We start from the raw sequence: 22,215 nt of genomic DNA, 5'->3' as shown, positions 1-22,215 counted from the left end.
TTCCAGGTCAACGCTGACTGCTGTGTTCTGCGAACCGGCTGACTGATGTGGCCGCAAACGCCGGTAGATACCGGCTGTCGTGCCATTTACCGTCCGTCACCCGAACTGAGCGTTTGAACACACCCCGTTACAAGCGACCTGATCCCCTCGCTTTTTTCGTCCGCTGCGACATTTTGTCCGAGGCCAATTTTGACCTTACGCGGCGTATGGAAAGGCCGCAGAATCAGCGTTGGAAAGCATTGACCCAGGTCATGGCGCGTTGCAATGACCCCCTGCTCTCTGCATACTTGCGGCCGATTTTAATCCTAATAAAACACCCAAACCGTGGAACCTTAGAATGAGCACAGCAATCAGTCCGACTGCTTATAACTATAAGGTAGTCCGCCAGTTCGCCATCATGACGGTGGTCTGGGGGATCCTTGGCATGGGGCTCGGTGTCTTCATCGCCTCGCAACTGGTCTGGCCGGAGTTGAACTTCGGTCTGCCGTGGACGAGCTTTGGACGCCTGCGCCCGTTGCACACAAACCTGGTGATTTTCGCCTTCGGTGGTTGTGCACTGTTTGCCACTTCCTACTATGTCGTGCAGCGAACCTGCCAGACGCGACTGATCTCCGACAGCCTTGCCGCCTTCACCTTCTGGGGCTGGCAGGCGGTCATCGTCGGCGCCATCATTACCTTGCCGCTGGGCTACACCACTACCAAGGAATATGCAGAGCTGGAATGGCCGCTCGCCATTCTGCTGGCCATTGTCTGGGTCTCCTACGGGCTGGTGTTCTTCGGCACCATCACCAAGCGCAAGACCAAGCACATCTATGTCGGTAACTGGTTCTACGGCGCATTCATCGTCGTGACCGCGATGCTGCACATCGTCAACCACGCGTCCTTGCCCGTGAGCTTGTTCAAGTCCTACTCGGCCTATGCCGGTGCGACCGACGCGATGATCCAGTGGTGGTACGGCCACAACGCCGTGGGCTTCTTCCTGACCACCGGCTTCCTCGGGATGATGTACTACTTCGTGCCGAAACAGGCCGAACGTCCGATCTACTCCTATCGCCTGTCGATCGTGCACTTCTGGGCGCTGATCACCCTGTACATCTGGGCCGGCCCGCACCACCTGCACTACACCGCACTGCCGGATTGGGCACAATCGCTGGGCATGGCGATGTCGATCATCCTCCTGGCGCCAAGCTGGGGCGGCATGATCAACGGCATGATGACCCTCTCGGGCGCCTGGCATAAGCTGCGCACCGACCCGATCCTGCGCTTCCTCGTGGTTTCCCTGGCGTTCTACGGCATGTCGACCTTCGAAGGTCCGATGATGGCGATCAAGACCGTCAACTCGCTCTCGCACTACACCGACTGGACCATCGGCCACGTCCACGCCGGGGCTTTGGGCTGGGTGGCGATGATTTCGATCGGCGCGATCTACCACATGATCCCGAAACTGTTCGGTCGTGCGCAGATGCACAGCGTCGGCCTGATCAACGCGCACTTCTGGCTCGCAACCATCGGTACCGTGCTGTACATCGCCTCGATGTGGGTCAACGGCATCACTCAGGGCCTGATGTGGCGTGCAATCAACGATGACGGCACCCTCACCTACTCGTTCGTCGAAGCGCTGCAGGCCAGCCACCCGGGCTACATCGTTCGTGCCCTGGGCGGTGCTTTCTTCGCCAGCGGCATGTTCCTGATGGCTTACAACGTCTGGCGCACCGTGCGCGCCTCGAACGCGGCTGAAGCCGAAGCCGCCGCCCAGATCGCTGTTGTTGGAGCTCACTGATGAAGCATGAAGCTGTCGAGAAGAACATTGGCCTGCTGGCCTTCTTCATGGTCATTGCCGTCAGCATTGGCGGCCTGACCCAGATCGTTCCGCTGTTCTTCCAGGACGTCACTAACAAGCCGGTCGAGGGCATGAAGCCGCGTTCGGCATTGGAACTGGAAGGCCGCGACGTCTACATCGCCAACGGTTGTGTCGGCTGCCACTCGCAGATGATCCGTCCGTTCCGCGCTGAAACCGAACGCTACGGCCACTACTCGGTCGCCGGTGAAAGCGTCTGGGACCACCCGTTCCTGTGGGGTTCCAAACGTACCGGCCCGGATCTGGCTCGCGTGGGCGGTCGTTACTCCGATGACTGGCAGCGTGCGCACCTGTACAACCCGCGCAACGTGGTACCTGAGTCGAAAATGCCGGCTTACCCGTTCCTCGTGGAAAACAAGCTCGACGGCAAAGACACGGCCAAGAAAATGGAAGTGTTGCGCACGCTCGGCGTCCCTTACACCGACGAAGACATCGCCGGTGCAAAAGATGCCGTGAAGGGCAAAACCGAAATGGACGCGCTGGTGGCCTACCTTCAGGGCCTGGGCACCATCATCAAAAGCAAACGGTGATTCTTCATGGATATCGGGATGATTCGCGGCCTGGGCACCGTCGTCGTGATGGTGGCCTTCATCGGTTTGGCGTTGTGGGTATTCAGCCCCAAGCGCAAGTCGGAGTTTGAAGACGCAACCTTGCTGCCTTTTGCGGATGATCCCGAAGCCATCAAGCACGTCGAGCAAGCTTCTAGGAGTAACAAAGAATGACTACGTTCTGGAGTCTGTACGTCACAGTCCTCAGTCTCGGTACGATCTTCGCCCTGACCTGGCTGCTGCTGTCGACCCGCAAGGGCCAGCGCAGCGAACAGACGGACGAAACGGTCGGCCACTCCTTCGACGGGATCGAGGAGTACGACAACCCACTGCCGAAATGGTGGTTCATGCTGTTCGTGGGCACCATCGTGTTTGCCCTGGGTTATCTGGTGCTGTACCCGGGCCTGGGCAACTGGAAAGGCCTGCTGCCGGGCTACAACTACCTCGATAACGACAAGCAGACCGCGTTCGCCAACGGCCAGACCGGCTGGACCGGCGTGCATGAGTGGGAAAAGGAAATGGCCCGCTCGGACGCCAAGTTCGGTCCGATCTTCGCCAAGTTCGCGGCGATGCCGATCGAGGAAGTGGCCAAGGATCCGCAAGCACTGAAGATGGGCGGCCGTCTGTTCGCCTCCAACTGTTCGGTATGCCACGGTTCCGACGCCAAGGGCGCCTATGGCTTCCCGAACCTGACCGACGCCGACTGGCGCTGGGGCGGCGAGCCGGAAACCATCAAGACCACCATCATGGGCGGTCGACACGCGGTGATGCCGGCCTGGGCCGAAGTCATTGGCGAACAAGGCGTAGCCGATGTCGCAGCCTTCGTGGTGACCCAGCTCGATGGCCGCAAACTGCCGGAAGGCACCAAGGCTGACCCGGCCAACGGCCAGAAACTGTTCGCCGCCAACTGCGTGGCCTGCCACGGTCCGGAAGGCAAAGGCACCCCGGCGATGGGCGCGCCTAACCTGACCCACCCGGCCGCGTTCATCTACGGTTCGAGCTTCGCGCAACTGCAGCAGACCATCCGTTACGGCCGTCAGGGCCAGATGCCTGCGCAGGAACAACTGCAAGGCAACGACAAGGTCCACCTGCTGGCGGCTTACGTTTACAGCCTGTCCCACGGTGAAAAAGCGCCGGAGGCCGAGGCGCAATAAGGCCAGGGCTTGATGTAATGAAGAATCCCCCGCCAGTGCTCTGGCGGGGGATTTTTTATGGGTTACTGGCCCAGATCGACTTCACCGGCACGGTGGCCACCGGCGTACGTTTGCGCCACTGATTGTCCTCGACCAGACTCACCTCCAATTGCTTGCGATCCTTGGAAAAAGTGGCGGTCAGGTACGTCTGCTGAGAAGCTGAACCGCTGAGAAACATCGGCACGCTCCCCATATAGGTCTGGCTACCACCCTCGTCGTGGAAGTGGCCGGCGAACATCGCCGTCACCTGATACTTTTCAATCATTTCGCGAAAGCGCTTCTCTTGATCCCAACTGCCTTTCCACTCATAGGGCTTGTGCATGTTGATAATGATCGCGTAGCCCTGCGCTCGCGCTATTCGCAAATCATTTTCCAGCCAGTCCAGCGACGCCGTGATATCGAATGTGGTCGGATTCAACGCGTGAGAAATCTTCACCGCATAAGTGGGTTCATTGTTCAACTGCACCAGATGCACTTCACCCATATTCTTTGAATAAGCCAGACTACCCAGATAGTGTTTATTCACAAAGCTGCCGGTGACTTCCAGATCAAATTCATCGACTTTACCGACATGATGATCACGGTAATCAACAATACTGCCCGCTGCGCAACTTTCACTGAAACAGTCATTCACGTTGTTCTGGTAGTCGTGATTGCCCAATCCGTAGAGCACGTGATCGCCAAAGTGTTTCTTCAGCATCGAACCGATGAAAGAGCGCTGCCAGCCGTGGCCAAACGCGGTCATGTCACCGTTGATCATCAATGGCACGGCAGCCTGCCCGCCCATCTCGGTACGGAACTGGGCAATGCTCGCGAACTGGGTTTCCACCAGCCACTTCGCGCGTTTTTCGAAATCCGCGCTCGATTCATCCTCGCCACTGTCCGACTTTTCTGTCCACGGGTATTGCGGGTCTGATGCAAATACCATGTGCTGCGGCATACCTTCATTGGCACTGGCGAGAGAAGTCAGGGACACCAGACACAGACAAGCGAAAAGATTTTTAACTTCCTTGATTTTCATAACACTCCATTATTCCGTTAAATTTCAAAACATGAACATGCAACTAACACGCTGCACAACAGCCAATAAGCTATTCGAAAAAAACAAGAAAACAAAACCCATTAATTAACTAATGATATTTCTGGAATATTAAAATCGCCTTCGAAATTAATACTTTGAGACACATGCCTGATGGACTCGATTCGCTATGCTCTGTAGGGTCGTCCACAGCCCGTTGACCCTCATCGGAGCCACTTCAAGGATGAAGCCGCTATGTTGAATGACAGCAAAAACCCTCTCCCGGTTGATCAGAAACTCATAGACAACGATCAGGCAATCGATCCATCGAACCACCCCGTGGAATCGATTGCCGTGACACTGGGTAATCCGTTGCAACCCGACTCCAGAAGCACCACAAAGCCCCACAGAAATACCGGCAGTCTCGAGAGCCTGGGCGGCGGCAGACTTCCCTGAGTCTTGACGCCACGTCTGAATCAATCCGAGCCGGTCTGCGCCTTGTGCGAGGCTGGCTCGACTGATGTCTGCCACGGACCGACCAACGGACGGCTGAGTCCTGTCTTCCTCGATTGCCGCCCCCAAGGCGAAGTAGTAACGTTGCTACATCTGTATTGCGAGAGGTCAACCATGATGGCAATCACCACCATCTCCAGCCGTGAATTCAATCAGGACACCAGCAGCGCCAAAAAGGCTGCGCGTCTGGGTCCAGTGATCATCACCGACCGTGGCAAGGCCTCTCATGTCCTGTTGAGCATTGAGGAATATCAGAAACTGAGCGGCGCAAACACGAGCATTGTCGATTTGTTGGTCATGCCGGAGGCTGCCGACATCGATTTCGAAACCGAGCGCGCAGTCATCATTCATCGTCCCGTGGATCTGTCCTGATGTATTTACTCGACACCAATGTGATTTCCGAACTTCGCAAGCCGCAGGCCGATGCCAATGTCGTCAGTTGGGCCAAAGGCGTCATCGCCCCGCGCCTGTACATTTCCGCCATTACTTTGAAAGAACTGGAAACCGGAGTACTGCGAATGGAACGGCGTGATCCTGCTCAAGGAAAGCTGTTGCGCAGTTGGCTGACGCGTCACGTCATTCCGGCATTCGAAGCCCGAATCCTGCCGGTCGATGCCGCGGTGGCACTGCGTTGTGCCAGCCTGCATGTACCCGACCAGGCCAATGAAAGCGATGCATTGATCGCTGCCACGGCCCTGGTGCATGGACTCACGGTGGTCACCCGCAATGTCGGTGATTTCCGCTCGAGCGGCGTCGCCCTGATCAACCCATGGGAACATTGAATTAGCCGCCACTCCAAAACCGTCCATACTCAACAAGTCAATTGATCTGCATCAGGCTTTTCTGCATTCGCTACACCAATAATGCTTTTTCCCCAACGCGACCAAAGGTCGCACCCTTGAGTTAGAGCGACAGGCGTATCATTGCGCCACTGCGACACCCCTTTCTGACCGCGGTCGGCACGTATCGACCGAGGCATTTGTCCACTGCCGTGGGATGCAATGATGAGCAACCAGATTCCGGTACACGACGTCACACCACCGAGCAAAAACGCGAACAACAGCGTCGATCTTTACGCCTCTCGAGAAAAAATCTACACCCGTGCTTTCACCGGCCTGTTCCGCAATCTGCGGATGATGGGCGGCGCCGCGCTGTTCCTGTTGTATTTCGGTACGGTGTGGCTGAACTGGGGCGGGCATCAGGCGGTGTGGTGGAACCTGCCGGAACGCAAGTTCTTCATCTTTGGTGCGACCTTCTGGCCGCAGGACTTCATCCTGCTGTCGGGGCTGCTGATCATTGCGGCGTTCGGCCTGTTCTTCATCACCGTTTACGCCGGCCGCGTCTGGTGCGGCTACACCTGTCCGCAAAGCGTGTGGACGTGGATTTTCATGTGGTGCGAGAAGGTCACCGAAGGCGACCGCAACCAGCGGATCAAGCTCGATAAAGCGCCGATGACCGGCAACAAATTTCTGCGCAAGCTCGCCAAGCATTCATTGTGGCTGCTGATCGGCTTCGTCACCGGCATGACCTTCGTCGGCTACTTTTCGCCGATCCGCGAACTGGTGATCGAGTTCTTCACCGGCCAGGCCGATGGCTGGTCGTATTTCTGGGTCGGTTTCTTCACCCTCGCCACCTACGGCAACGCCGGCTGGCTGCGAGAGCAGGTGTGCATCTACATGTGCCCCTACGCACGTTTCCAGAGCGTGATGTTCGACAAGGACACCCTGATTGTTTCCTACGACCCGCGTCGCGGCGAAAGCCGTGGCCCGCGCAAGAAAGGTGTCGACTACAAGGCCATGGGTCTGGGCGACTGCATCGATTGCACCATGTGCGTTCAGGTGTGCCCGACCGGTATCGACATCCGTGACGGCCTGCAGATCGAATGCATCGGTTGCGCCGCGTGCATCGACGCCTGCGACGCGATCATGGACAAGATGGACTACCCGCGCGGCCTCATCAGCTACACCACCGAACACAACCTCTCCGGCCAGAAAACCCATAAACTGCGGCCACGCCTGATCGGCTATGCGGTGGTGTTGCTGGCGATGATCAGCCTGCTGGTGACGGCGTTCTTCATGCGCTCGCTGGTCGGCTTCGACGTCAGCAAGGACCGCGTGCTGTACCGCGAGAACGCCGAGGGCCGGATCGAAAACGTCTACAGCCTGAAGATCATGAACAAGGATCAGCGCGACCACACCTACGTGCTGGAAGCCGCCGGTCTGCCGGATCTGCGCCTGCAAGGCAAACGCGAGATCAAGGTGCCGGCCGGCGAAATCTTCAGCATGCCGGTGGAGTTGTCGAGCGCACCGGAACAATTGCCGTCGAGCACCAACGAGGTGAAATTCATCCTCAAGGATGCCGACGATGATAGCGTCCACGTTGAAGCCAAGAGCCGATTCATCGGCCCACAAACCCGTTGAGAGAACTGAACATGCCCGCAGCAAACGCCGCCAGTCCTTGGTACAAGCACCTTTGGCCGTGGATCATCATCGGAATTCTGGCCTGTTCGGTGACCTTGACCCTGTCGATGGTGACCATCGCGGTGAACAACCCGGACAACCTGGTCAACGACAACTACTACGAGGCCGGCAAAGGCATCAACCGCTCGCTGGACCGTGAACTGCTGGCGCAGGATCTGAAGATGCGCGCCAACGTCCATCTGGATGAACTCACCGGCGAGGTCGACCTGCGCCTGAGCGGTAACAGCCAGCCGAAAACCCTGGAACTGAACCTGATCTCGCCGACCCAGCCGGAGAAGGATCGCAAGATCGTCCTGACCCGCAGCGAAACCGAAGCCGGCCGTTACATCGGTCAGTTGGGCGACAAGGTCGAAGGCCGGCGTTTTGTCGAATTGCTGGGCACGCAGGACGACCACGTGTGGCGCATGTTCGAAGAGGAACAGGTCAGCCACGACAAGGATCTGCTGCTCGGTGACGAACCGCTGCAGGGCGCCGAAGACCTGGATAAATAAATAAACTGCAGAAGCCCCTCACCCTAACCCTCTCCCGGAGGGAGAGGGTTAGGGTGAGGGGCTCGCATGCCTTGTGTATGGCAGTGACGATATCCGTGGATGCACCTCTTTTCCGGCCTCCATCAATCGGCTCCCTCTCCCTCCGGGAGAGGGCTGGGGTGAGGGCAAGCGGACAACCCCAATGCAAGGGCTTACCCCCTCAACGATGCCATGACCACCCCACTCCCCTGCTACCACTGCGCTCTGCCCGTCCCGTCGGGCAGCCGCTTCACCGCCGTCGTGCTCGGGGAGTCCCGCGAGTTCTGCTGCCCCGGCTGTCAGGCCGTGGCCGAAGCCATCGTCGCCGGTGGCCTGGAAAGCTATTACCAGCATCGCAGCGAAGCCTCGGCCAACCCCGAAGCCTTGCCGGTGCAATTGACCGATGAACTGGCGCTGTACGACCGCGCCGACGTGCAACAACCCTTCGTCCGTCACGCGGGCGAACTCGCCGAAACCACCCTGTTGATGGAAGGCATCAGTTGCGCCGCCTGCGGCTGGCTGATCGAGAAACACCTGCGCAGCCTGCCGGCAGTGGCCGAGGCGCGGCTCAATCTGTCCAACCATCGCTTGCATGTGCAATGGGCCGACGGGCAATTGCCGCTGAGCCAGATCCTCGCCGAGCTGCGCCACATCGGTTACGCCGCCCACCCCTATCAGGCCGACCGCGCCAGCGAGCAACTGGCCAGCGAAAACCGTCTCGCGTTGCGTCAGCTCGGTGTCGCCGGGCTGCTGTGGTTTCAGGCAATGATGGCGACCATGGCGACCTGGCCGGAATTCAACATCGACCTCAGCCCCGAACTGCACACGATCCTGCGCTGGGTCGCACTGTTCCTGACCACACCGATCGTGTTCTACAGCTGCGCGCCGTTCTTCAAAGGCGCGATGCGCGATCTGCGCACCCGCCACCTGACCATGGACGTCTCGGTGTCGCTGGCGATCGGCAGCGCCTACATTGCCGGGATCTGGACCTCGATCACCGGCGTCGGTGAGCTGTATTTCGATGCGGTCGGGATGTTCGCGCTGTTTCTCCTCGCCGGGCGCTATCTGGAACGCCGCGCCCGCGAACGCACCGCCGCGGCCACCGCGCAGCTTGTGAACCTGTTGCCGGCCTCGTGCCTGCGCCTCGACGCCGATGGCCAGAGCGAACGCATTCTGCTCAGCGAATTGCGCCTTGGCGATCGGGTGCTGGTGCAACCGGGTTCGATCCTGCCGGCGGATGGCAAGATCCTCGAGGGCCAGTCGAGCATCGACGAATCGCTGCTGACCGGTGAATACCTGCCGCAACCGCGCACGCTGGGTGAGGCGGTCACCGCCGGTACGCTGAATGTCGAAGGCGCACTCACCGTCGAGGTACTGGCACTGGGTCAGGACACGCGCTTGTCAGCCATCGTCCGCCTGCTCGATCGCGCCCAGGCGGAGAAACCCCGGCTGGCGGAAATCGCCGACCGGGCGGCGCAATGGTTTCTGCTGCTGTCGCTGATTGCCGCGGCGGCCATCGGCCTGTTGTGGTGGGAGCTGGACTCGTCGCGGGCGTTCTGGATCGTGCTGGCGATGCTGGTGGCGACCTGCCCTTGCGCGCTGTCGCTGGCAACCCCGACGGCGTTGACCGCCGCCACTGGCACCCTGCACAAACTCGGCCTGTTGCTGACGCGCGGCCATGTACTGGAAGGCCTGAACCAGATTGACACGGTGATCTTCGACAAGACCGGCACCCTCACCGAGGGGCGGCTGGTTTTGCGTTCGATCCGTCCACTGGGCACGCTGAACAGCGACCAGTGCCTGAGCCTTGCCGCCGCATTGGAAAATCGTTCGGAACACCCGATTGCCCGCGCCTTCGGTCGTGCGCCACTGGCGGCTGAAGAAGTGCACAGCACGCCGGGACTTGGCCTCGAAGGGCTGGTTGGCACACAGCGTTTGCGCATCGGTCAGGCAGAATTTGTCTGCGCCCTCAGCGGTTCGCCGCTGCCGGCGATGCCGGATGAACCGGGTCAGTGGCTGCTGCTCGGCGATGACTCGGCAGCACTGGCGTGGTTCGTTCTCGACGACCGCCTGCGCGACGATGCGCCCGCCCTGCTCGCCGCCTGCAAGGCCCGTGGCTGGCGCACGCTGCTGTTGTCCGGCGACAGCTCGCCGATGGTCGCCAGCGTCGCCGCCGAACTGGGTATCGACGAGGCCCGTGGCGGTCTGCGTCCGGACGACAAATTGCAGGTGCTGCAACAGCTTCATCAAGAAGGACGCAAGGTCTTGATGCTCGGCGATGGTGTGAACGACGTGCCGGTGCTGGCTGCTGCCGACATCAGCGTGGCCATGGGTTCGGCCACCGATCTGGCGAAAACCAGCGCCGACGCGGTGCTGCTGTCCAACCGCCTCGACGCGCTGGTGCAAGCCTTTACCTTAGCGCGCAGAACCCGTCGGGTAATCATCGAGAACCTGCTGTGGGCGGCGCTGTACAATGGCCTCATGTTGCCGTTCGCCGCCCTCGGCTGGATCACCCCGGTGTGGGCTGCGGTCGGCATGTCGATCAGTTCATTGACCGTGGTGCTCAACGCCCTGCGCCTGACTCGCCTGCCGAGCGCGCCGGTCGCCGGCACCCGTTCAGAAACCCGCCCGTTGCCGGCCTGAGCCGCGCGGGCCTGGAGTACCGATGCCAGCTCTTTACGTGATGATCCCGGCCGCCCTGCTGATCGTGGCCATCGCCGTGTACATCTTCTTCTGGGCGGTGGACAGCGGGCAGTACGACGACCTCGATGGTCCGGCCCACAGCATCCTGTTCGATGATCAGGACCCGAACCACACCGCCGCCGTGGACGAAGCCAAAACCGACAAACCGCAGGACAAGGCGCCACCCCATGCTTGAGCTGGCGCCGCTGCTGGTTTCCGCGCTGATCCTCGGCCTGCTCGGTGGCGGGCATTGCCTGGGGATGTGCGGCGGCCTGATGGGCGCGCTGACCCTGGCGATCCCCAAGGAACAGCGCAGCCGACGCTTTCGTCTGCTGCTGGCGTACAACCTCGGACGGATCCTCAGTTACGCGACCGCCGGTTTGCTGATCGGCCTCGCCGGTTGGGCGGTGGCGAACAGCCCGGCGGCGATGGTCATGCGCATCCTCGCCGGACTGCTGCTGATCGCCATGGGCCTGTATCTGGCCGGCTGGTGGAGCGGCCTGACCCGCATCGAAAGTCTTGGTCGTGGTTTGTGGCGTTACATTCAGCCGGTGGCCAATCGATTGCTGCCGGTGTCGACACTGCCCCGTGCGTTATTGCTCGGCGCGCTATGGGGCTGGCTGCCGTGCGGACTGGTTTACAGCACGCTGCTGTGGTCGGCGAGCCAGGGCAATGCGCTGGACAGTGCGCTGTTGATGCTGGCGTTCGGGCTGGGCACATGGCCGGTGCTGCTGGCGACCGGGCTGGCGGCCGAACGTGTAACCGCGTTGCTGCGCAAACGCAGCGTGCGCATGGCCGGGGGGTTGTTGGTGATTGTGTTCGGGATCTGGACGCTTCCGGGCCCTCACCAACATTGGTTGATGGGTCACTGACCCGGCCACAGCCCTGAGAAGATTCATTGTGGTGAGGGGATTTATCCCCGATGGTGTGCGAAGCGCACCCCGGCATTCCTCCAGTGACACCGCGCACATAGGCTTTACGACTGCTTCGCAGTCGATCGGGGATAAATCCCCTCACCACAATAAATCCCCTCGCCACAAAAGCAGTCACTACCAATCCGCCGTTGATGCAAATCAACAGCCCCGTCGCCGCACCCCGATAGACTCGCCACACTGCCAGCCTATCCGGGGGAATGCCCGCATGCTCGACGCCATTCGTTGGGACACTGATCTGATCCGCCGCTACGACCTGGCGGGGCCGCGCTACACCTCGTATCCGACGGCCGTGCAATTCAACAGCCAGGTCGGCACCTTCGACCTGTTCCACGCCCTGCGCGACAGCCGCAAGGCGCTGCGCCCGTTGTCTCTTTATGTGCACGTGCCGTTCTGCGCGAACATTTGCTACTACTGCGCCTGCAACAAAGTCATCACCAAGGATCGCGGGCGGGCACAGCCGTATCTGCAGCGCCTGGAGCAGGAAATCCAGTTGATCGCCTGCCATCTGGAGCCGGCGCAGAAAGTCGAGCAATTGCACTTCGGCGGCGGCACCCCGACCTTTCTCAGCCATGACGAACTGCGTCAGCTGATGGCGCATCTGCGCAAACACTTCAATCTGCTGGATGACGATTCCGGCGACTACGGCATCGAGATCGACCCACGCGAGGCCGACTGGTCGACCATGGGCCTGCTGCGCGAACTCGGCTTCAATCGGGTCAGCATCGGCCTGCAAGACCTTGATCCGGCGGTACAGCGCGCGGTCAATCGCCTGCAAAGCCTTGAGGAGACCCGCGCAGTCATCGACGCGGCGCGCACCCTGCAATTTCGCTCGATCAACATCGACTTGATCTATGGCCTGCCCAAGCAGACCCCGGAAAACTTCGCGCGCACTGTCGAGGAAGTCATCAGCCTGCAACCGGACCGGCTCTCGGTGTTCAACTACGCGCACTTGCCGGAGCGCTTCATGCCGCAGCGGCGGATCAACAGCCACGAACTGCCAAGCCCTGCGCAAAAACTGGAAATGCTCCAGCGCACCATCGAACAACTGACCGCCGCCGGCTACCGCTACATCGGCATGGACCACTTCGCGCTGCCCGACGATGAGCTGGCAATCGCTCAGGAAGAACAGACCCTGCAGCGCAACTTTCAGGGCTACACCACTCACGGCCATTGCGACCTGATTGGTCTTGGGGTGTCGGCGATCAGCCAGATCGGCGACCTCTACTGCCAGAACAACAGCGATCTGAACCAGTACCAGAACACCCTCGCCGCCGCGCAACTGGCAACCAGCCGTGGCCTGGTGTGCAATGCCGACGATCGCCTGCGGCGTGCGGTGATCCAGCAACTGATCTGCAATTTCAGCCTGGAATTCGCCGAAATCGAGCAAGCGTTCAACATCGATTTTCAGGGCTATTTCGGCGAGCTGTGGCCGCAACTGCAAGGCATGGCCAACGATGGATTGATCACGCTGGAACGCGAGCGCATCGAGGTGTTGCCGGCCGGGCGTCTGCTGGTGCGTTCGGTGTGCATGGTGTTCGACGCGTATCTGGAACAGCAGAACCGCCAGCGCTTCTCGCGGGTGATCTAGTTTTTCGTCAGCAGTGAGCCGAGTTTGAGGTTCTGCTCGGAGGTGAGGCCGGACTGATCCATGACTTTGGACAGGGCCAGATTGGCACTGATCAGCCCGGTATTCAGGGCGGCGATGGCACCGCGCAGCGCGGCGAGCATATTGACCTTGGCTTCGTTGGTCAGTGTTCTGTCGGACATGACGGCCGCCATCCGGGCTTTCTTCTCGGCGATCTCTTTTTGCAGTTTGCGGATCATCTTCAGCAACTGCTGGACGTTCTCGGGCAAGCCGCTGTCTTCGATGTCGCTGTTCTCACCACTGACGCTGAAGGATTTTTCGATGGAGGCGCCGGACAGCGACACTTTGACGCCCTCGACCAAGGTCGGGGTTGCCAACGGCGCAGAGGCGGCATTCTGCTCGCTGTCGGTGCCCGTCCTGGCGGTGCTCGGCACAGACGCAACGCCGCTATTACCGGGGTTCAGCGTGTCAATGGCGGCCATCGAAGCGATTCCTTGCATGCGTGGTGATACCCCTTTATCGGCCACTTGCCCTGCGGCTTTACGCCCGCGGGACAAACTCGCCACAGGCTGGCCTGAATGTCCCCCCGTGGGTTACCCTTACGTCTTATGTGTGTTTTCCCACAAGGATTTAAGAAATGTCCGAGCCAGTCAAACTGCGCGCTCACAACCAGGCCCATTGCAAGGATTGCAGCCTGGCCCCTCTCTGCCTGCCACTTTCTCTGAATCTGGAAGACATGGATGCGCTGGACGAAATCGTTAAACGTGGCCGCCCGTTGAAAAAGGGTGAGTTCCTGTTCCGTCAGGGCGACACCTTCGATTCCGTTTATGCAGTACGCTCCGGCGCGCTGAAGACCTTCAGCCTGAGCGACAGCGGCGAAGAACAGCTGACCGGTTTCCACCTGCCGAGCGAACTGGTCGGCCTGTCCGGCATGGACACCGAGAAACACCCGGTGTCGGCCCAGGCCCTGGAGACCACCTCGGTCTGTGAAATTCCTTTCGAACGCCTTGATGAACTGGCCCTGCAACTGCCGCAGCTGCGCCGTCAGTTGATGCGGGTGATGAGCCGCGAGATCCGTGACGACCAGCAAATGATGCTGTTGCTGTCGAAAAAAACCGCCGACGAGCGCATCGCCACGTTCCTGGTCAACCTATCGGCCCGCTTCCGTGCTCGCGGGTTCTCGGCCAACCAGTTCCGCTTGAGCATGTCGCGTAATGAAATCGGCAATTATCTGGGCCTGGCGGTGGAAACCGTGTCACGGGTATTCACCCGCTTCCAGCAGAACGAACTGATCGCCGCCGAGGGCAAAGAGATCCACATCCTCGACCCGATCCAGCTCTGCGCCCTGGCCGGCGGCTCGCTCGAAGGCTGATCTCGATCCGCGGTTGAGCGAAGCGTTTCAGCCGCGGGTATACTGCGCCGTTTGCAGCCCTGCCAGGACACCTCGACGATGGTCTTCGACTCCTTCGACATCAAATCCCTGATCCGCCCCGTGATCGACTTCCCGAAACCGGGCGTGATCTTTCGCGACATCACCCCGCTGTTCCAGTCGCCCAAGGCCCTGCGCCTGGTGATGGACAGCTTCGCCCACCGTTATGTGGAAGCCGATTTCACCCACATCGGCGCGATGGATGCGCGCGGTTTCCTGATCGGTTCGGTGCTGGCCTACCAACTGAACAAGCCGCTGGTGCTGTTCCGCAAGCAGGGAAAACTGCCGGCGGACGTGTTGGCCGAGGGTTATGCGACCGAATACGGTGAAGCGTTCCTCGAAGTACACGCCGACAGCCTGTGCGAAGGCGATTCGGTGGTGATGTTCGATGACCTGATTGCCACCGGTGGCACGCTGATCGCCGCGGCCAACCTGATCCGCCGCATGGGCGCGCGGGTGCATGAGGCGGCGGCGATTATCGATCTGCCGGAGCTGGGTGGGTCGCAGCGTCTGGAAGATATGGGCATCCCTACCTTCTGCCTGACGCAGTTTGCTTTGACTGACAAGTAAGCGGCGTCTGTACCGCCGCCTTCGCGAGCAAGCCCGCTCCCACAGAGGATTTGTGAACGCCACAGATCCAATGTGGGAGCGGGCTTGCTCGCGAAAGGGCCGGCAGCCTCACCGCAAACCTAAAGCCCCATCTGCTTGCTGATGATCTCGTTCATCACCTCCCGCGTCCCGCCGCCAATCGACAGAATGCGGTTATCCCGATACAGCCGCTCCACCAGACTCTCGCGCATGTAACCCAGGCCGCCAAGAATCTGCACTGCCTCGGTGGTAATCCGGTCCGAAGTATCCGTGGCAACGTTCTTGGCCATGGAAATCTCCTTGATCACGCTCTGCCCCGCCGCCATTTTCGCCGCCTGGCGGTAAGTAAACTCGCGCGATACTTCCAGCGCCGTGGCCATTTCGGCCAGCCGATGCTTGATCACCTGGAACTTGCCGATCGGTTTGCCGAACGCCTCACGCTCGCGCGCCCACTTCAGCGCCTCTTCGAGCGCGAGCAGCGAGGTCATGTTGGCCATCAGCGCCAGCGCCAGCCGTTCACTCTGGAAATTGCCCATGATGCAGGCGAAGCCCATGTTCTCGGCGCCGATCAGATTGCCCACAGGCACCCTGCAATCGTCGAAGAACAGCTCAGCGGTGTCCGAGGCCCACCAGCCCATTTTCTTTAGCTGGCGGCCTACGGTGAAGCCTGGGGTGCCCTTCTCGATCACCAGCAGGCTGATGCCGCCGAAACCCGGCGCTCCGGTGCGCACCGCGACGGTGTAGAAATCGGCACGCACGCCGCTGGTGATAAAGGTTTTGCTGCCGCTGACCCGGTAGAATTCGCCGTCACGCACGGCGCGGGTCTGAAGGTTGGCGACGTCGGAGCCGCCGCCGGGTTCGGTAATTGCCAACGCGCAGATCTTCTCGCCGCTGAGCACTGACGGCACGACACGGTCGCGCACCTCGGGCCGGGCCCATTTGACGATCGGTGGCAGGCCGATATCCAGCGAACCGAGGCCGGCGACCAAACCACCGGAGCCGCAGCGCATTAGCTCTTCGCTGGCGGCAACCTTGGCGAACACGTCACCTTCGTGGCTGCCACCCAGCGCTTCGGGATAACCGATGCCGAGAATCCCCGCCGCCCCGGCCTTCAGGTACAGCTCACGGGGAAAGCTTTCGGCTTCTTCCCACGCATCGATGTCCGGCAGGATCTCGCGCTCGACGAAACGTCTGACGCTGTCGCGGACCATTTGGTGGCTGGGGTCGAAGTATTCCTGGAAAGCAGGCATCGGCGAACTCCACTGAGGGGTTGGCCGACGTTAACCGAGCGCTTGCTTGGTTTTCAATAGGTTTGTGTGAATCAGTCAGACCGAGGTGCGCCATTCGCGAGCAAGCCCGCTCCCACATTCGACCGCATTCAATCTGAATGAACTCGATCAACTGTGGGAGCGGGCTTGCTCGCGAAGGCGTCTGTTCAGACACCCTATGACTTAGAGGGAAATCGGCTTACGCCCGGCAAACGAATGCGCCAGTGTCCCGCCATCCACCAACTCCAGCTCCCCACCCAGCGGCACACCGTGGGCAATCCGCGAGGCGATCAAGCCTTTGTTGGCCAGAAGTTGAGCGATGTAATGCGCAGTAGCTTCACCTTCCACCGTCGGGTTGGTGGCGAGGATGACTTCGGTAAAGGTGCCCGCCTCTTCAATACGCGCCATCAGCTGCGGAATACCGATAGCTTCCGGCCCCAGACCGTCGAGCGGCGACAGGTGGCCCTTGAGCACGAAGTAGCGCCCACGGAAACCCGTTTGCTCCACCGCATACACGTCCATCGGCCCTTCCACCACGCACAGCAGCGTGTCGTCGCGGCGCGTGTCGGCGCACTGCGGGCACAGATCGTCTTCGGTCAGCGTGCGGCACTGACGGCAGTGCCCCACCCCTTCCATGGCCTGGCTCAAGGCCTGGGCCAGGCGCGTGCCGCCGCTGCGATCACGCTCGAGCAACTGCAACGCCATGCGCTGGGCGGTTTTCTGACCCACGCCCGGCAAAGTGCGCAGGGCGTCGATCAGTTGGCGAATCAAAGGGCTGAAGCTCATGGGTAAAAAGTCCGACAAAACAACGAGACGCGGTTTATACCCGCGCCTCTGGCCAGCGTCAAATGCTCAGTCCTGGGCGACCTTCACCACCAGTTTGCCGAAGTTGCGCCCCTCAAGCAGACCGATGAACGCCTCGGGCGCCTGCTCCAGGCCTTCCACCACGTCCTCGCGGAATTTGACCTTGCCGTCGCGCACCCACGGCACCATATGGCTGATGAACTCAGGCTGGCGGTCGCCGTAGTCGTCAAACACGATGAAGCCCTGAATCCGTACACGCTTGGTCAGCAGGGTGCGTTGCAGCATCGGCAGACGATCCGGACCTTGCGGCGCTTCAGTGGCGTTGTAACCGGCGATCAGCCCGCACAGCGGGATCCGCGCCTTGGGGTTGAGCAGCGGCACCACGGCATCGAACACATGCCCGCCGACGTTCTCGTAATAGATGTCGATGCCATTCGGGCAAGCCTTGGCCAGTTGTTCGGCAAAGTCCGGCGCCCTGTGATCGATGCAGGCATCAAACCCCAGTTCCTCGACCACGTATTTGCATTTGTCGGCACCACCGGCCACACCCACGGCGCGCAGGCCCTTGATCTTCGCCACCTGACCGACCACTGAACCGACCGCACCGGACGCTGCAGCCACCACCAGGGTCTCGCCTTCTTTCGGCTGACCGATGTCGATCAGCCCCATGTACGCGGTCATCCCCGGCATGCCCAACACGCCGAGCGCCATCGACGGGCTCGGCAGACCGGACGGAATCGGCATGATGTTGCGCCCGTTGCTGATGCTGTGGCTTTGCCAGCCGGTGAGGCCGACCACCAGATCGCCCTGGTGGAATTTCGGATGACGGGAATTCTCGACACGGCTGACAGCGCCACCGGTCATCACTTCGCCGATTTGTACCGGCGCGGCGTAGGACGGTGCATCGCTCATGCGCCCGCGCATGTACGGGTCCAGCGACAGGTACAGGGTTTTCAGCAGCACCTGGCCGTCTTCGAGATCCGGCAACGCTTCGCGCTCCAGACGGAAGTTTTCCGGAGTCGGCGCGCCCACCGGACGTGAAGCGAGGACGAAGCGTTGGTTGAGGGTCAGAGGGTCGGACATGTCAGCGTCTCCTGTGAATGGGGAATTCGGGGGTATAGGGAGCAGACCTTTGGCGGCGGTGGTGGGTTCGATGTTTCTTCAGTTGGTCCGAGTCGACGCCTTCGCGAGCAAGCCCGCTCCCACAGGAAGAACGCATTCCAAATGTGGGAGCGGGCTTGCTCGCGAAAGCGTCAGCTCTGCCAACACATGACACTCAGGCAGAAACAAAAATGCCAGGCGCGATGCCTGGCATTTTGTGTAGCTCATCCAACTCGCGATGGCGAATCAGAATGGCAGTTTCATACCTGCTGGCAGGTTCATGCCGGCGGTCATGCTGCCCATTTTTTCCTGGCTGTTGGCTTCGATCTTGCGCACGGCGTCGTTGACGGCCGCGGCGACAACGGCTTCGAGCATTTCCTTGTCGTCTTCGCTCAGGCCTTCAACCAGGCTTGGGTCGATGCTGACGCTTTTCACGTCGTGACGACCGGTCATCACCACGGTGACCATATCGCCACCGGCCTTGCCGGTGACTTCGGCGTTGGCCAGTTCTTCCTGCATCTTGGCCATTTTTTCCTGCATCTGCTGCGCCTGCTTCATCAGGCCGGCCATGCCACCTTTCATCATGGGAATCACCTCAAAAGTACTTGGATCAAAACAGCGCCCGGCCAGCGAGGCCGGACGCCCTCAGTTATTAGCCTTGGGCGACCAAGGCGTCGACAGGTTCAATAGTATCGTGTCGCACCACTGCACCGAACTGCTGGACCATCTGCTGGATGAACGGATCCCCGTGGATCGATTCCTCCGCCTCGCGCTGACGGTTGGCCCGGCGACGGGACGCGGCCTGCGCCGGGGTTTCCTGCTCGGGCTTGATCAACTCGATGGTCAGGGTCAGCGTGCGACCGTGGAACTGGTTCAACGCATCGTTCAGGCGCCGCTGTTGCGTGGCGTTGAACAGCGCGCTGTGCGCCGGGTCCAGGTGCATCAGCCAGTGGTCGCCATCGACCGCGATCAGCGTGCAGTTGGCGGCAATGCTGCCGGTCATGCCGGAGATCGGCAGTTGCGGGAACAGCTCCAGCCATTGCAACGCCAGACCGGTGGCCGGCGCGGCCGCAGGCTCCGGCTCGGGTTCCGGGGCTGGCTCGGCGGTGTGTTCGCTGGCCAGATCGTCGAGGTAGCTGTAGGCCGAATCCATGTCCGGCTCGATGTAGTCTTCGTCCAGCGGCGGCTCGTCGTCGAGGTCCATGCCTGGAGTGGCAGCATCGACGTCGGCGACCGACGGCTCGGGAATCGGCGCAGCGGCCCACTCCGGTGCATCCGGCACCACGCTGTCCGGGGTCGGCAGCGGCATCGGCGGCAACTCGGGCTGCTCGCTGGCGGTTTCCAGTACTGGCTCGACGGCTGGTTGCTGCACCGGCTCAGGTTCTGGCTCGGGTTCGACCGGGTCGTTCCACGGCAGGTCGACCAGCGCTTCGGCGACGACCGGTTCAGGTTCTGCTTCTGGCGCGGGTGCCGGCGCAGCCACCACCACAGGCGCTGGAACCGGCGCTGGCGCAACCACCGGTGCAGGCGCAACAGCCGCAGCGACTACCGGCGCAGGCTTGGGCGCGGCAGCCACTGAGTTTGCGGAATCAACTGTGGCCTGGCTGATCCCCACTGGCTTTAGCGGTTGCCTCGGGGCGTCCGCCGTATCCGCCGGCCGGAAGGCCAGCATCCGCAGCAGGACCATTTCAAAGCCACCACGGGGATCCGGCGCCAGCGGCAAGTCGCGGCGACCGATCAGGCCCATCTGGTAATAGAACTGCACGTCTTCGGCCGGCAGCGCCTGAGCCAATGCCAATACGCGGTCACGGTCGCCATGACCGTTGTCGACACCTTCAGGCAAAGCCTGGGCGATGGCGACACGGTGCAGCACGTTGAGAATTTCCGAGAGCACGCCGTTCCAGTCCGGGCCTTGCTCGGCCAGGTGGCGCACGGCTTCGAGCAACGCCTTGGCGTCGCCTTCGATCAGTGCGTGCAGCACGTCGAAGACCTGGCCGTGATCCAGCGTACCGAGCATCGCCCGCACATCGGCGGCCAATACCTTGCCTTCACCGAAGGCGATGGCCTGGTCGGTCAGGCTCATGGCGTCACGCATCGAGCCGTCAGCGGCGCGGCCCAGCAACCACAGCGCGTCGTCTTCGAACGGCACGTTTTCGGCGCCGAGCACGTGGGTCAGATGCTCGACCACGCGCTCGGGCGTCATGTTCTTCAGCGAGAACTGCAGGCAACGCGACAAAATCGTTGCCGGAAGTTTCTGCGGGTCGGTGGTCGCCAGGATGAACTTGACGTACGGCGGCGGCTCTTCAAGGGTTTTCAGCAGCGCATTGAAGGAATGGCTGGAGAGCATGTGCACTTCGTCGATCAGATAGACCTTGAAGCGCCCGCGGCTCGGCGCGTACTGCACGTTGTCCAGCAGCTCGCGAGTGTCCTCGACCTTGGTCCGGCTCGCGGCGTCGATCTCGATCAGGTCGACGAAGCGCCCTTCGTCGATCTCGCGGCACACCGAACACTCGCCGCAGGGGCTCGAAGTGATACCTGTCTCACAGTTCAGGCATTTGGCAATGATCCGCGCAATGGTGGTCTTACCGACCCCGCGGGTACCGGTGAACAGGTACGCGTGGTGCAGCCGCTGGCTGTCCAAGGCATTGATCAGAGCCTTGAGCACATGGGTCTGGCCGACCATTTCGCGGAACGAGCGCGGACGCCATTTACGTGCAAGAACCTGATAACTCATCGAAAACCGTCGCAACGAAGGAAGCTGAAGCGGCTAATGCTAGCGGAGCAAGGGCAAAATTGCATCCGGTGTGCTCGTCTAATCTGGCTAAGCTGCTGTTGGCGGGGAAATTTCGCTCGTGATCGGGACTCATCGGAGCATGTATGCGTTGGGCCTTGGGAGCTTTGTTGGGGATCAGTCTGAGCGTGAGCGCGTCCGAACCGCCGCTGCGCTTTGTCGTGGCCGACAGCTGGGCGATGCCGATGGTGCAGATCGACCACGGCCGCCCGACCCAGGGCATCCTCCACGACATCATGCTCAGCCTTGCGACGCAGGTCGGCGTGCCGGCCGAATTCCACGTCCTGCCGCGCGCCCGGGTGCAGAACGCCATGGAGCACGGCGAAGTCGACGTGCGCTGCTATGCCGCACAATCGTGGCTGCCGAATCAGTCCGGGGACTATATCTGGAGCCTTCCGCTGCTGTTCCAGCGCGATTTGCTGATCAGCCGCGACGCTCAGCCGCCCCGCGTTGACCCTGCCGACCTGCCCCGCCAATCGATCGGGACCGTGCTCGGCTATACCTATCCGACCCTGCAACCGCTGTTCGACGCCGATCGCCTGCAACGCGAGGACGCGCGTAATCAGGAACAAGTACTGGAAAAACTCCTGGCCGGCCGCTACCGCTATGCGGTGAGCAATCAATGGACGCTGGACTGGTTCAATCAGCGCCTGCTGCCCGGGCAGCAACTGCACGGCGTCGCGGTGCTGCAGGAGCAGCATGTGGGCTGCTACGTGAGGAATGACCCACAGGTGCCAGTGCAGCGGATCCTGCGCACGTTGCTGCGGATGAAAATGTCGGGGGAGATTGATGACATTATCCGGTTGTATACCGGGTCCACTGAAGCCACCCCATAACCCATTGTGGGAGCGGGCTTGCTCGCGAAGGCGGTGTGTCAGTCATCTGATTCGTTAACTGGCACACCGCCTTCGCG

The 22,215-nt window shown here is 61.0% G+C and carries 22 protein-coding genes; 15 read left to right on the top strand and 7 right to left on the bottom strand.

What is annotated here, in order from left to right:
- The first annotated feature begins 337 nt into the window (after nt 1–337).
- The 4 genes from ccoN to ccoP are packed head-to-tail and all read left to right on the top strand — an operon-like array spanning nt 338 to nt 3,560.
- Nucleotides 338–1,780 carry a cytochrome-c oxidase, cbb3-type subunit I gene (gene ccoN / locus QMX91_RS13005; RefSeq protein WP_282412822.1) on the top strand — a complete coding sequence of 481 codons (1,443 nt, stop codon included), beginning with the start codon at nt 338–340 and terminating at the stop codon, nt 1,778–1,780.
- The gene (gene ccoO, locus QMX91_RS13000) at nt 1,780–2,388 is read left to right on the top strand and encodes a cytochrome-c oxidase, cbb3-type subunit II (protein WP_024164411.1); all 609 of its coding nucleotides are present in this window, start codon (nt 1,780–1,782) and stop codon (nt 2,386–2,388) included. The genes ccoN and ccoO overlap by 1 nt, the downstream gene beginning before the upstream one ends.
- Before the next feature lie 6 nt (nt 2,389–2,394).
- On the top strand, nt 2,395–2,580 hold the full coding sequence (locus QMX91_RS12995; protein WP_003175465.1) for a CcoQ/FixQ family Cbb3-type cytochrome c oxidase assembly chaperone: 186 nt from the start codon (nt 2,395–2,397) through the stop codon (nt 2,578–2,580).
- Nucleotides 2,577–3,560: a cytochrome-c oxidase, cbb3-type subunit III gene (gene ccoP, locus QMX91_RS12990; RefSeq protein WP_103368398.1), complete on the top strand. Its 984-nt coding sequence runs from the start codon at nt 2,577–2,579 to the stop codon at nt 3,558–3,560. Before QMX91_RS12995 ends, ccoP begins: the two co-directional genes overlap by 4 nt.
- Nucleotides 3,561–3,615: 55 nt before the next feature.
- Here ccoP and QMX91_RS12985 read toward each other — a convergent pair whose 3' ends face one another.
- Nucleotides 3,616–4,620, bottom strand: coding sequence for a metallophosphoesterase (locus QMX91_RS12985; protein ID WP_282412821.1), 1,005 nt, complete (start codon nt 4,618–4,620; stop codon nt 3,616–3,618).
- A 627-nt stretch (nt 4,621–5,247) separates the two neighbouring features.
- Here QMX91_RS12985 and QMX91_RS12980 point away from each other — a divergent pair.
- From QMX91_RS12980 to hemN, 8 genes are all read left to right on the top strand, one after another.
- Nucleotides 5,248–5,502 (top strand): type II toxin-antitoxin system Phd/YefM family antitoxin, encoded by a 255-nt coding sequence (locus QMX91_RS12980; protein WP_047599120.1) that lies wholly within the window; start codon nt 5,248–5,250, stop codon nt 5,500–5,502.
- Entirely contained in the window at nt 5,502–5,912 is a 411-nt protein-coding gene (locus QMX91_RS12975) for a type II toxin-antitoxin system VapC family toxin (RefSeq protein WP_027613254.1), read from the top strand. The genes QMX91_RS12980 and QMX91_RS12975 overlap by 1 nt, the downstream gene beginning before the upstream one ends.
- A gap of 222 nt (nt 5,913–6,134) precedes the next feature.
- Entirely contained in the window at nt 6,135–7,550 is a 1,416-nt protein-coding gene (gene ccoG / locus QMX91_RS12970) for a cytochrome c oxidase accessory protein CcoG (RefSeq protein ID WP_282412820.1), read from the top strand.
- An 11-nt stretch (nt 7,551–7,561) separates the two neighbouring features.
- The gene (locus tag QMX91_RS12965; RefSeq protein WP_282412819.1) at nt 7,562–8,101 is read left to right on the top strand and encodes a FixH family protein; all 540 of its coding nucleotides are present in this window, start codon (nt 7,562–7,564) and stop codon (nt 8,099–8,101) included.
- A gap of 210 nt (nt 8,102–8,311) precedes the next feature.
- Nucleotides 8,312–10,762 carry a heavy metal translocating P-type ATPase gene (locus QMX91_RS12960; protein WP_282412818.1) on the top strand — a complete coding sequence of 817 codons (2,451 nt, stop codon included), beginning with the start codon at nt 8,312–8,314 and terminating at the stop codon, nt 10,760–10,762.
- A gap of 22 nt (nt 10,763–10,784) precedes the next feature.
- A complete protein-coding gene (ccoS, locus tag QMX91_RS12955) occupies nt 10,785–10,997 on the top strand; it encodes a cbb3-type cytochrome oxidase assembly protein CcoS (protein WP_282412817.1) in 213 nt (70 codons plus the stop codon).
- Entirely contained in the window at nt 10,990–11,673 is a 684-nt protein-coding gene (locus tag QMX91_RS12950) for a sulfite exporter TauE/SafE family protein (protein ID WP_097087645.1), read from the top strand. The genes ccoS and QMX91_RS12950 overlap by 8 nt, the downstream gene beginning before the upstream one ends.
- A gap of 268 nt (nt 11,674–11,941) precedes the next feature.
- The gene (hemN, locus tag QMX91_RS12945) at nt 11,942–13,324 is read left to right on the top strand and encodes an oxygen-independent coproporphyrinogen III oxidase (RefSeq protein WP_134785870.1); all 1,383 of its coding nucleotides are present in this window, start codon (nt 11,942–11,944) and stop codon (nt 13,322–13,324) included.
- Here hemN and QMX91_RS12940 read toward each other — a convergent pair.
- Complete coding sequence (locus tag QMX91_RS12940) at nt 13,321–13,803, bottom strand: hypothetical protein (RefSeq protein ID WP_282412816.1); 483 nt, start codon at nt 13,801–13,803, stop codon at nt 13,321–13,323. The genes hemN and QMX91_RS12940 overlap by 4 nt on opposite strands.
- A 155-nt stretch (nt 13,804–13,958) precedes the next feature.
- Here QMX91_RS12940 and fnr point away from each other — a divergent pair, with 155 nt between their 5' ends.
- On the top strand, nt 13,959–14,693 hold the full coding sequence (fnr, locus tag QMX91_RS12935) for a fumarate/nitrate reduction transcriptional regulator Fnr (protein ID WP_003223347.1): 735 nt from the start codon (nt 13,959–13,961) through the stop codon (nt 14,691–14,693).
- 78 nt (nt 14,694–14,771) lie between these two features.
- Complete coding sequence (locus QMX91_RS12930) at nt 14,772–15,320, top strand: adenine phosphoribosyltransferase (RefSeq protein WP_003223345.1); 549 nt, start codon at nt 14,772–14,774, stop codon at nt 15,318–15,320.
- A gap of 119 nt (nt 15,321–15,439) precedes the next feature.
- Here QMX91_RS12930 and QMX91_RS12925 read toward each other — a convergent pair whose 3' ends face one another.
- The 5 genes from QMX91_RS12925 to dnaX form a co-directional block, all read right to left on the bottom strand.
- A complete protein-coding gene (locus QMX91_RS12925; RefSeq protein WP_282412815.1) occupies nt 15,440–16,588 on the bottom strand; it encodes an acyl-CoA dehydrogenase family protein in 1,149 nt (382 codons plus the stop codon).
- A gap of 201 nt (nt 16,589–16,789) precedes the next feature.
- Nucleotides 16,790–17,392, bottom strand: coding sequence for a recombination mediator RecR (recR, locus tag QMX91_RS12920; RefSeq protein ID WP_007965550.1), 603 nt, complete (start codon nt 17,390–17,392; stop codon nt 16,790–16,792).
- 66 nt (nt 17,393–17,458) lie between these two features.
- On the bottom strand, nt 17,459–18,493 hold the full coding sequence (locus QMX91_RS12915; protein ID WP_282412814.1) for an NADP-dependent oxidoreductase: 1,035 nt from the start codon (nt 18,491–18,493) through the stop codon (nt 17,459–17,461).
- Nucleotides 18,494–18,757: 264 nt separating this feature from the next.
- Nucleotides 18,758–19,096, bottom strand: coding sequence for a YbaB/EbfC family nucleoid-associated protein (locus QMX91_RS12910; RefSeq protein WP_003223337.1), 339 nt, complete (start codon nt 19,094–19,096; stop codon nt 18,758–18,760).
- Nucleotides 19,097–19,163: 67 nt separating this feature from the next.
- Nucleotides 19,164–21,245, bottom strand: a complete 2,082-nt coding sequence (dnaX, locus tag QMX91_RS12905; RefSeq protein ID WP_223007400.1) for a DNA polymerase III subunit gamma/tau — start codon at nt 21,243–21,245, stop codon at nt 19,164–19,166.
- 143 nt (nt 21,246–21,388) lie between these two features.
- Here dnaX and QMX91_RS12900 point away from each other — a divergent pair, with 143 nt between their 5' ends.
- Complete coding sequence (locus QMX91_RS12900) at nt 21,389–22,138, top strand: transporter substrate-binding domain-containing protein (protein WP_282412813.1); 750 nt, start codon at nt 21,389–21,391, stop codon at nt 22,136–22,138.
- Nucleotides 22,139–22,215 lie beyond the last annotated feature (77 nt).

The sequence above is a fragment of the Pseudomonas sp. PS01299 genome (assembly GCF_029960145.1).
In the GTDB taxonomy this organism is placed as follows: domain Bacteria; phylum Pseudomonadota; class Gammaproteobacteria; order Pseudomonadales; family Pseudomonadaceae; genus Aquipseudomonas; species Aquipseudomonas putida_A.
This window is presented reverse-complemented; position numbering and strand designations above follow the sequence as displayed.